General features: G+C 46.4%; 6 protein-coding genes. 2 read left to right on the plus strand and 4 right to left on the minus strand.

Annotation, left to right across the window (positions count from 1 at the left end; genetic code table 11):
* Positions 1-193 (minus strand): hypothetical protein (locus A3756_RS28500; RefSeq protein WP_231875449.1); only part of this gene is annotated, 193 nt, incomplete at its 3' end.
* Between the two features lie 72 nt (positions 194-265).
* Here A3756_RS28500 and rpmB point away from each other — a divergent pair.
* Both rpmB and rpmG read left to right on the plus strand, forming a co-directional pair.
* A complete protein-coding gene (gene rpmB, locus A3756_RS01415; protein WP_068510857.1) occupies positions 266-502 on the plus strand; it encodes a 50S ribosomal protein L28 in 237 nt (78 codons plus the stop codon).
* 11 nt (positions 503-513) lie between these two features.
* Positions 514-669 (plus strand): 50S ribosomal protein L33, encoded by a 156-nt coding sequence (gene rpmG / locus A3756_RS01420; RefSeq protein WP_068510851.1) that lies wholly within the window; start codon positions 514-516, stop codon positions 667-669.
* A gap of 106 nt (positions 670-775) precedes the next feature.
* Here rpmG and A3756_RS01425 read toward each other — a convergent pair whose 3' ends face one another.
* The 3 genes from A3756_RS01425 to A3756_RS01435 form a co-directional block, all read right to left on the minus strand.
* Positions 776-1,645 carry an endonuclease/exonuclease/phosphatase family protein gene (locus tag A3756_RS01425; protein WP_068509233.1) on the minus strand — a complete coding sequence of 290 codons (870 nt, stop codon included), beginning with the start codon at positions 1,643-1,645 and terminating at the stop codon, positions 776-778.
* Between the two features lie 142 nt (positions 1,646-1,787).
* The gene (locus A3756_RS01430; protein WP_082865026.1) at positions 1,788-2,462 is read right to left on the minus strand and encodes a thiol:disulfide interchange protein DsbA/DsbL; all 675 of its coding nucleotides are present in this window, start codon (positions 2,460-2,462) and stop codon (positions 1,788-1,790) included.
* Between the two features lie 184 nt (positions 2,463-2,646).
* Positions 2,647-10,733 (minus strand): thrombospondin type 3 repeat-containing protein (locus tag A3756_RS01435; RefSeq protein ID WP_068552738.1); only part of this gene is annotated, 8,087 nt, incomplete at its 5' end.

The raw sequence follows: 10,733 nt of genomic DNA on the forward strand, positions 1-10,733 counted from the left end.
TTTTCGTACCACCGAGATCCACACCAAGTTTCATAAATCCCCTTCTATCAACCATCCACACCCAAATATGAGCGTCATTTTGTACCTGATAAAGCCGATACCACGTTACAAGTTTATACACATTTTTGAAAATATTTTTTGCGATTAAAAATGCTTTCTGGTATAAAGGCGGGCTCTTTAGTGAGGACTCCAAAAAAGGGTCCGATATTTGAATTTTTTTGAACGTGCTTTCAAGGGACGTTTCGAAGTTGGAGGCAAGGTTACAATGTCTAGAGTATGTCAGGTTACAGGCAAGCGCCCAGTAGCAGGAAACAACGTTTCACACGCAAAAAACCGCACACGTCGTCGTTTTTTGCCTAATTTACAATCTCACCGTTTTTGGGTTGAGGGCGAGAAGCGTTTTGTTAAGCTTCGTGTATCTACCAAAGGTATGCGTATTATCGATAAAAAAGGCATCGAGACAGTTCTTAGTGAACTACGTGCTCGCGGCGAGAAAGTTTAGGAGATTGAGCAATGCGTGATAAAATCCGTTTAGTTTCAAGCGCTGGTACTGGTCATTTCTACACGACTGACAAGAACAAGCGTAACATGCCAGAAAAGATGGAAATCAAAAAGTATGACCCAGTTGTGCGTAAGCACGTGGTCTACAAAGAAGCTAAAATCAAGTAAGATTTTCTACCTTTCGAGGTAGGCAGCTTATTGCTTCCATTGAAAAGCCCGACTTTATTGTCGGGTTTTTTGTGCCTGTCTATGTCTATATTTTCAAAGTTTCAAGCTAATAGCCTTTGGGTAGTTTTACCTCTAATTCGATGGGTAAATGGTCAGATACCGGAAACGTTACCACGCCCGCCCTCTTAACCAATAGGCTACGACTCACCAGAATATGATCTAAGGCCTTTTCAGGGCGCCAGCTAGGAAATGAATGAGATACGCCCGGCAAAGTCACCAAGCCGGCTCCTTTTAGCGGAGAGTCATGCAGTATTTTCTCGGCATGGGTATTCATGTCGCCCATCAACACCACATGGTTATAGTCATCAACCAAATCCCGAACAAAACGTAGCTGCTGTTTTTGGGCACTATCGCTGAGCGACAAGTGCATAATCACCAATACGATCGGATCTTCCTCTTTTCCGTACTCGGCAACAATCACGCCTCGGCCAGGTATTAAGCCAGGCAAGCGATGCTCTTCAACCTTGATTGGCCGGAAACGACTTAACAAGCCATTACTATGCTTTGCTACAGGACCAAAATTTCTATTTAACTGCTGATACCAAAACGGCAAACCTGCATTACTCGCAAGGTATTCGACCTGATTAATAAATCCGCTGCGCAAGCTACCGCCATCGACCTCCTGCAAAGCCACCATATCGTACTGACTAATCAGCTCAGCAATTTTATCCAGATTGTCTTGCCGCTTTTTGTGAGGCAAAACGTGCTGCCAACTACGTGTCAGATAGTGACGGTAGGAAGAGGTGGAAATACCCACTTGAATATTGAAGGTTAATAGTCGAATCGTTTTGTCTGTTTCAAGAAACGGGGTCTTTTTCAGTTCTTCAGGGTGCACCTGTTGCGATGCTGCGTTTTGTAGCGACTCATTGATCGGCGTAATCAGTTCACTGATACGATGTTTGATTCGTTGATACATAAACTAGAATTACCCTGTTTCACGACGACTATTCATTACCACATTAATCGGCCTTAACAACAGCATAAGCGGCCCTTATGATTTTCTCAAGGCAAAAAAAATGGGGCTCATCACCCCATTCTTAAAAACGACAAATCCGGCACTAGTTCTTCTTAGCTTCTCGTTCTTTATTAACCAGATAATTCGCAATCTTTACCATATTGCCAAAGCTGCCTGCGTCACGAACACCGATTTTGTATTTGCCATTAACAATCAAAGCCGGTACACCTGTAATACGCAACTTCTTGATCTTGTCTTGAGCTTTTTTGATCGCCTCATCTATCTTGGAAATCTTTCTAAACCCACTGGCCTCAAATACCTTATCAAAGTCTTCAGACTTTATGCCTTTATCCATAAACAAAACTTTTATGTCGTCTACGTCTTTATACTTCTTAGGGTTCGATACGATCTTATCGAATAAGTACTGGTGCATCTCTTTGTACACACCCAGGAACTCAGCTGCGTAATAAGCTTTTGCATGCTCTACCCAACCAGGGAAGGTTGCTGGCATTAAACGGAAATCTACATCATCCGCCAAGCTTTTCTCCCACTCAGGTAAGTGGTCATTGTTAAATTCGTAACAATGCGGGCAGCCATACCAAAATAGCTCTAGTATTTCTATTTTAGAAGGGTCTGCGGTTTTTACCGGGTAAGGCAATTCTTTATAGTGGCGCCCTTTTTCCCAAAGATCCGCTGCAAAACTCATTTGACTAAGCAGTAGCATGATCGCTACAAACGGCATCAACCAAAAACGATTCTGGCTCTTTTTATCAGACACAAAGGCCCCCTTAATAACTATTTAAACGAACTATCCATAATAGCTTTAAGGTTTTACAGGTCAATAACACCTAGATGACCATTTAGTTAGAGTCTGGGTAAATGCCTTTAGTAGGCCTATCGTCTGGCCGGAAGGTATAGATACGAAAAAGCCAGGTCGCTGACCTGGCTTTTTTTACTTCATTTTAAGGTAAGGGCTGTTTAAATGCTTTATCCCGGAAGAAGGAACCTAATCCGGTCGATGCATCAACTTGCCACCAGCCAGCGAACCCCCATACTTCTGTTGTTTCTGAGTTATCATCTGCATTTGATGTGTCGTCTGTTACTGATTCAACATAAACATAATCGAGTGAACTATCCGGGCAATCAACAGTTGATGTACCGCCGCCCTCAAAACATATCAAGATTTCATCTGTTGAAGTATCGAGCGACCAGCTTAAACCTGTCTCAGAACCTCCATCCCATACTTCTGAAAATACGCCCCCGCTAGCAAAAATCATTTGCTCACTTAGGTTATGTTCAAAAAAGTAGGTACCCAATAAATCACTCTCAGCCGTCAAATCAACAGGGCTAGGCACTTCTGAGGCTAAGGTAGACTGAGTCACCATTAGCTCGGCACGCGTAGGTCCTTCCATCATACCGTCCTTTTTGACGACAATTTCGGGCCTGAACAAGTCACTAAAATCAGCTAATGCCACGTCATGTACTTCAGATAAACCAGCAATAGTAATTTCAAGATTACCTGAGCTATCTACCAACCAAGTTGTTGCCTCATCACCTGTATCTGTTGTTCCAGCACTTTCGTCATCATGCCTCCAGACGAATCGTCCAGTATTACCTGAGCTGTCAAATACATAATATTCTTCATACTCTGTCGAAGTGCCATCGTCATACCATTCTCTTAAGAGACCAGAACCCAGAACTCCCAGCTCTTGTCCTTGCGTCAGAGTTGCAGAGTCCGAGAAGTCCACTCCATTATTGCTTGCCGCAGCAAATGGATCTGCGCCCACACGCTGAAGTACAAAGGAACCTTCACCATCATCTAGGCTAAGCGCGTCTCCATTTAAAGACATGCTCCAACCGAGACCTGAAGGATGAGATAAACCGCCCTCACCGTCGCTTTGACCCAGCACGGAAACAGAGAAATCTCCTGTTTCCTGATCCCAGGTATAAGTTCCGTGCTCTGCTGAAGTTGGCACTATCACACCAACATCATGCTCTTCTCCGTTGTTGGTATGCATAATGATGTAGCGAGTTTCATCCACAAAAACCAGAATATTCATATTACCCGGCTCAGGTATCTGCCAGGCACCAATTAGTGGGTTCGTATCAGAGTATCCTCGCACAAGCTCATCCGGGCCTATATCATCATCGAACGTTAATACATCGCCATCGATCACCATGGTCATCTCGCCAATGGCATTATCAAGCCCTCCATCACCGTCACTTTCGCCAACTTTATTTGGTTCAAAAACACCGCTTGTTGGGTCCCATGTATATGTGCCATGCTCTGCAGAAGTTGGTAGCACACCATAAACCGGATCGGATTCCGAGTTTGCAGTATGCCCTACGATATAATTCGCATCACCATAAAAGACAACTGCATGGTAGTCACTGCCACCGTTATCAAGTAGCCAAAGGCCGATATTCTCTCCAGCCGGAGCACCGCCCGTTCCGCCACCATTACCCGGTAAGATGACAGCCGCTTTCAGATCCTCAAAAGCTACATTATTGAACATCAGTTCCTTATCACCGGCGCCCTGTAGCTGTACTCCTCCTCGGCGCACAATCGGCCCTGCCGTTTCGGAATTATCAACAAAGATAAACTGGTGACGCTCTTCACTATCCAAATCAACGAGCTTCGCTACCAATTCAGGCACCTCGAAAGAAATAACTTGATGTGAATCGATGGTTGTCGAGCTTATCGCCAGTTCAGCTATATGGAATACATCTGAAGAGTGGTCATAAACTTTCACAAAACCAATCCCTGCATTTTGATCACCGTCCAAACCACTGCCGTCACCTGAAGTCGACTCAAGATAAGCACGAATATGGAATGATCCACCATGATCATAACCATGACCAATATACAGCCCCCGATCAGACACTTCTTGCGTCACTGGCTGAGCAAGTAGCTCTGCCGCGGTCGAAAATACATCAGCAAAAGACGTCGCTGGAATTGGATCATGAATACCATCCTCATCAGGGTCTTCAGCGACAAAGCCTATTGGCACCACATTGTCGCAATCAAGGTTTGAAGCAAACCAAGGTGACCAGTCTGCATCACACTCGAAAATATACGAAGTGTTAACAGCGCTGAGCTCTGCAACAAAGATCTCTGCGCCATCACTAAAGACGGCATCCGCATCGAAAGCTTCATCACCAAAGGCTAAGTGAACTGGCAAACCAGAGACATCAAAGGCGGACAAATCTACATCCGTCGCGACAACATCGTTGGGATCACCATCAAAGCTTGCTGCAACTCTCGCGGTCTCACCAAGCGTTTCTGATCCATCGGCACCGTAACCGACAATGATAAACAGGTCATCAAGTCTTTCAATGCCATTGGCTGTCAGTACCGACATTTCTCCTGCACCGATATCTTCTGAGCTACGATCAACCCACATGCCAGTTTCAGGGTCTAACTCAAATAGCGTCTCAAGCTCACCACTTATTGTTCCGTATTCAAACTCAAGTTGAGTATTGCCCGCAGCATCGTGGTCATAGTCTATTTCAAACCATGTTGCCCCCGTAGAATCAATATCGCTTTCGGTAATGGCAACGGGTGCCGAGCCTGTATAAGTGCCGTTAGAAGAACAGGTTAAGGTTTCACTTTCATTTTGCTCTGAATCCGTAAAACTCCCACCAGCTATACCCGTACCATCATAGTTACCTGATAGTACAAAGCTTCGACCCGGTTCGTTATTAAGCTCTTCTACAGAGAAATCGCCATTAGTATCGATCGTACCAATCGACATCCAGCCGTCTTCGCCGTCACCTCCATTGAGAATAACCTGGTTTCCTTCCTGCTGTACTCGAACCAAAGCAAAACCTGATAACTCATCTTCCGCAACACATTGATCACCAGAGTCATTTAGCATCTCGTTATCTGGGTTAGTTCCGTCAACACTCCAGGCAAGTAGGTACTCACCAGACATATTAGGAACACCCGAGCCATCGCATGTGGTATCAGCTGTATATGGACAAGCATCGGCGTTATCACCGATACCATCGCCATCGGTATCAAACTGCTCTGTCGCATCATCAACAAACGCATCTTCCTGATCGACAATACCATCACCGTCAGCATCTTCGACTGTAGTACCACCAGTCCCACCATTATTCATTGCCATCAAGAAGGATTCAGCTGATAGTTGCCCATCAAAGAACCATTCCGTGTCATCAGAACAAGGTACAGACCCCCAACATACCAGTAGCGCACCATTTTCATCATCGACCCCAAAGGCGTGAATATATTCTGTTTCTGTGCCTCCATTGAGTGATAAAACCAAGTCCCCGGCTTCTATACTCCAGTCACCTGAATAGTGTGATTCTCCGCGCGACAAGGCATTGTCATCTAGCTCAGCACTAAACGAGCCATCAGAATTAAAGGTCATGGACTCCATAATGTAGTAAGGGTCGCCACCATCATCTGGCGCATCGTCGAAGTAAACATTAAAGCGAGTTTGGTCAGAAAGTTCTTCTACCGTAAACATATGACCAGAGGTGTCTCCCCCATCACAGGCATCACCTATTCCATTATGGTCGCTATCTTGCTGATCACTGTTTGCATCAGTCGGACAGTTATCAATATCATCCGGTATACCGTCTGAGTCACTGTCAGTCGCATCTTCACTCACTGCATACAGCATGCTAGCAATGTAGTCATTAGCTTCACCATCATGGAAGAACTTGGTAGAAATATGAGGGAAGCCATCAGACAAGATGCCTAGCTTACGAGAGAATACTCCTGAAGCACTTGTCGCCGTAAAGCGAACAAAGCCAGAATCTATCGACCAGGTAGTCGTGTATTCAGTTCCAGTGTGATGGTCTTCGAAGCTGCCGGTTCCACCGCTATCAAAAGCAACCGTATCTTGCTCGCTGTACCAAACGGTATCGTTCACTTCTTCTGTCGTTAGCAGCTTATCCAGGCCGCCACAGTCCTCGACAGCTTGGTCGTAGTCCGCTTCAACCGCGCCACTTTCGACATCCCCTGTGGTACAGGCTTCTGGGCCGCTAGTTCCCATATCACGCATCCACTGTGCAGGGCCGTCATATTCAATACTGGAATCATTACCTTCATCGATTACCGCACGAATACTCCCATAGTCCACAGACCCGGAAGTCAGCGTATATTCATCCCAGTCATGAGAACCGGTAGCAGTAGTAATTTCCAAGACTAAGGTTTCACCATCGATTAACCAGGTAAACTCTTCTCCCTCTGCAGGACCGTCTTCAAAGAAAACTGTCCCCGTACCATCATCTCGTATTTTGTAGAAAGCCTGGCTCTCAGGCTCGGTGTCACCTTCTGGGAAGGTGATTGCAAAGTGACCAACCACATTCTCAGCTGTGAATACACCGTCTTCAGAACCACTGCCACTACAGGCATCTCCAACACCATCGCCACCCGTATCTGCCTGGTCGGGGTTTGGCACATCGATACAGTTATCTTCACTGTCTACAACTCCATCGTGGTCTGAGTCTGGCTCTGGAGGAATATAGCTAAAGTTACCCTGAACCTCCTCAATCGCCGGACCATTCAAGCCACTATCATAATGGTGCTTACCTGCTTCGCGGAAATGCCCAGTACGAACATAGAGCTGACTGTCGGATGAGTCTTCGATCATTGAAGCAATCACAGCATCAGGCATTTCATCACCAAACTCTTTACCAAGCTCTGTAGGTAAAGCGAAAGAAATCACCAAGTTCGTATCATCACCTAATGGGTCCTCTATCGTCCAACTTGAAGAGTGATCGAGTGCTTCAAGCGACTCGCTATCCCAGTCATAGATATAGAAGCTGACATCACCACTTGTACCCTCATCACCACTTGTGTCGGCACCCGTTAGGTAGGCAAAAACTTCACCTTCATCAGAGTAACCCGCTGGCATACCCTGCCATTTCTCTGTCATTGAAGAGTCTGCTTCATAAATAATGTCACCTAACGAATCGGCTAACACAGGGCTACCCGTACCGTCATCTGTTTCCATTGCATTATGACAAGCCATCGTTGGTGCGGTACCGTCTGCCGGACCATCATCAGGTGCTCCCCCGCAGCGAACTTCATAAACATCCAACTGCGACACAGCATGTATCCCCAAAGCCAAGACCTCACTACCTGCAAAGACTTCTTCAGGCGCTGTTAGGCCTTCTTCACTCCACTCACGAGGGATCAAACCAAACATTGGCTCTTCCGTAACATTCGCAGAGAATGGCGTTACTTGCCAGTTCGCTAAAATGTTATCGCTTGCATCCTTTGCAACCACATTAGCTGTAACACCTGGCGTACCCTCAACCAACATTTTGTCTGATACTTCAACCCAACCATTGGCTCCGAGCATGAAACTTGAGTCTTCCTCAGTTTCCTCTACCCACATCGGTGCACCGGTGCTGGTGTCGTATCGATAACGACGCTCTTCAGTGTCATCAATCACACCATAGAAGAAGTCGAAGACCGGCTGATTGGCTGAGTCCTGATAATGCTCGTCGCCTTCCATCCAAACAAAGCCTACATTAGTTCCGGTTTCACCATCGAAGATAGTACTTGCAGACACTTCATCCATCGGCGTAAAGGTTTCTGTTGCATTGTAGGCACAGGTCGCAACAATCTGGCCGTCTGCACTTGCAAAGGTGAAGCTCTCTTCAACGGTGGCAACAATGACACCTGACTCTGCATCCAACTGACCATCAACATCCAACTCAGTTTGCATGGAACCATGCTCGCCGCTGTACTCATCGCTGAATGAAGCACTAATGCGTCCTGATGGATCGATCATCAACTCACCACCTTCATCATGCCCTTCATCACCAAAGCTAACCCTTAGAACAGAACCTTCTTGTCTCCATAGAGACACTCGAGTCATTTCATCATTTACATCGAAAGGACAAATGCCATCTTCAGTGCCTGACTCATCAGTTTCAGTTTCAGAGTTAACAATGCGTTCATTCAAGTAGAACAAAGCTACTGAAGGCACATCACACGCGTCACCAACACCATTTTCATCGCTATCTGCCTGTCCAACATTACTATCGAGTGGACAGTTATCGACATCGTCAGCAATCGTGTCGCCATCATCATCGGTGTCACAAGCGTTACCCAAGCCATCAGAGTCTGTGTCTTTCTGCTCTTCATTAGCGATTAGCGGGCAGTTATCATCTCCATCGTGACTACCATCGTCGTCACTATCCGCTAACAGTGGGTCCGTACCTTGAGCCGCTTCATTCTCATCGGATACGCCATCGTTATCATCATCTAAGTCACAAGCATTACCCTGACCATCCTGATCAGTATTCTCCTGGTTCGCGTTAACGATTAATGGGCAATTATCGACTAGATTTTCAACGCCATCACCATCAGAGTCCGGATCACACACATCACCAATCTGATCCCCATCTAGATCAAGTTGGTCAGCATTCTCCTTAACCGGGCAGTTATCACTAGCATCTTCAATCGAATCGTTGTCATCATCGTTATCACAGGCATCGCCTTGTGCATCATGATCAGCGTTCTCCTGAACTGGGTTTGCCACCGCAGGGCAGTTATCTACCGTATCTGGAATACCGTCCTGATCTTCATCAGCAGTACAAACATCACCCACTCCATCTTCATTGGCATCAGCTTGATCATCATTCGGAACCGTTGGGCAATTATCCGCATCATCATCAACAGCGTCATTGTCATCGTTCAAATCACAAGCATCACCTTCAGCATCATCATCTGAGTTACGCTGATCAGCATTAGCAATTGCTGGGCAGTTATCGACACCGTCATTGCTACCATCATCATCAGAATCGGCATCGGTAGGTGAAGTACCCTGAGCTTCTTCCATGGTGTTCAATACACCGTCACCATCACTATCAATGTCGCAGGCATCACCTTGGCCATTGCCATCGGCATCTTCCTGGCCTGCATTAGCAATCAGCGGGCAATTATCATCACCATCATTTTCGCCATCGTCATCTGTATCAGCATCAGTCGGGTCGGTGCCTTTTGCATTTTCCTCCGCGTCGCTTAGACCATCATTATCATCATCATGGTCACAAGCATCACCACCATCTGATTCAGAATCAGAGTTTTCCTGATTACTGTTAGCGTCAATTGGACAGTTATCGAAGGCGTCTTCTACACCGTCACCATCATCATCACTATCACAAACATCACCAAACTCATCGCCGTCTGCATTCAGCTGTCCAGGGTTCATATCGACAGGGCAGTTGTCCTGCTCATTGCCTACTCCATCATTGTCGGTATCGGCATCACAAGCATCACCAAATCCATCTTGGTCAGCATTGTTCTGGTCTTCATTTGCAACCGTTGGGCAGTTATCAGATTTGTCACCTAAGCCATCACCATCACTGTCTGATTGCTCATTTGGATCGTTATCGAAGTCATCAGCATCATCTGGCGCACCATCATTGTCATCGTCATGGTCACAAGCATCGCCTTGCGCATCGCCATCAAAATTTTCCTGACCCGCGTTGGCATCATTTGGACAATTATCAATGCCGTTTGCTACGCCATCGTCGTCATCATCACCCTGAGAGTCTTCCTGACGCGTCTCGTCTGTTGGGAAGGCATCATTCTTATCATCAACGCCGTCATCATCTGAGTCGCTGTCCTTAGGATCAGAACCCGCAGCCTCTTCTGCCTGGTCACTCACGCCATCATTATCATCGTCGCCATCACAAGCATCTCCGCGAGCATCGCCATCGAAGTTTTCCTGGCCTGGGTTAGCATCGGCAGGGCAGTTATCTAACTGATCGGCGAAACCATCCTGATCGCTATCAGCTTCACAAGCATTACCTAAGCCATTGCCATCAGTGTCTTCCTGATCCGAGTTAGCGGTCGAAGGACAGTTATCGACACCGTTCTTGATATCATCGCCATCACGATCATCATCACAGGCATCACCAAAGTCATCACCGTCTAGGTTATCGCTCTGGCCATTCCTATTCGGTACTGTTGGGCAATTATCTGCGCTATCTTCGACTGTATCGTTATCATCATCACTATCACAGGCGTCACCTTGGCCGTCACCATCTGAGTCACGCT

Source organism: Oleiphilus sp. HI0086, assembly GCF_001635225.1.

What these genes read in the sequence shown, in the direction of transcription:
- rpmB (WP_068510857.1), top strand. Translation starts at nt 266, where the DNA reads ATGTCTAGAGTATGTCAGGTTACAGGCAAGCGCCCAGTAGCAGGAAAC.
- rpmG (WP_068510851.1), top strand. Translation starts at nt 514, where the DNA reads ATGCGTGATAAAATCCGTTTAGTTTCAAGCGCTGGTACTGGTCATTTC.
- A3756_RS01425 (WP_068509233.1), bottom strand. Translation starts at nt 1,645, where the DNA reads ATGTATCAACGAATCAAACATCGTATCAGTGAACTGATTACGCCGATC.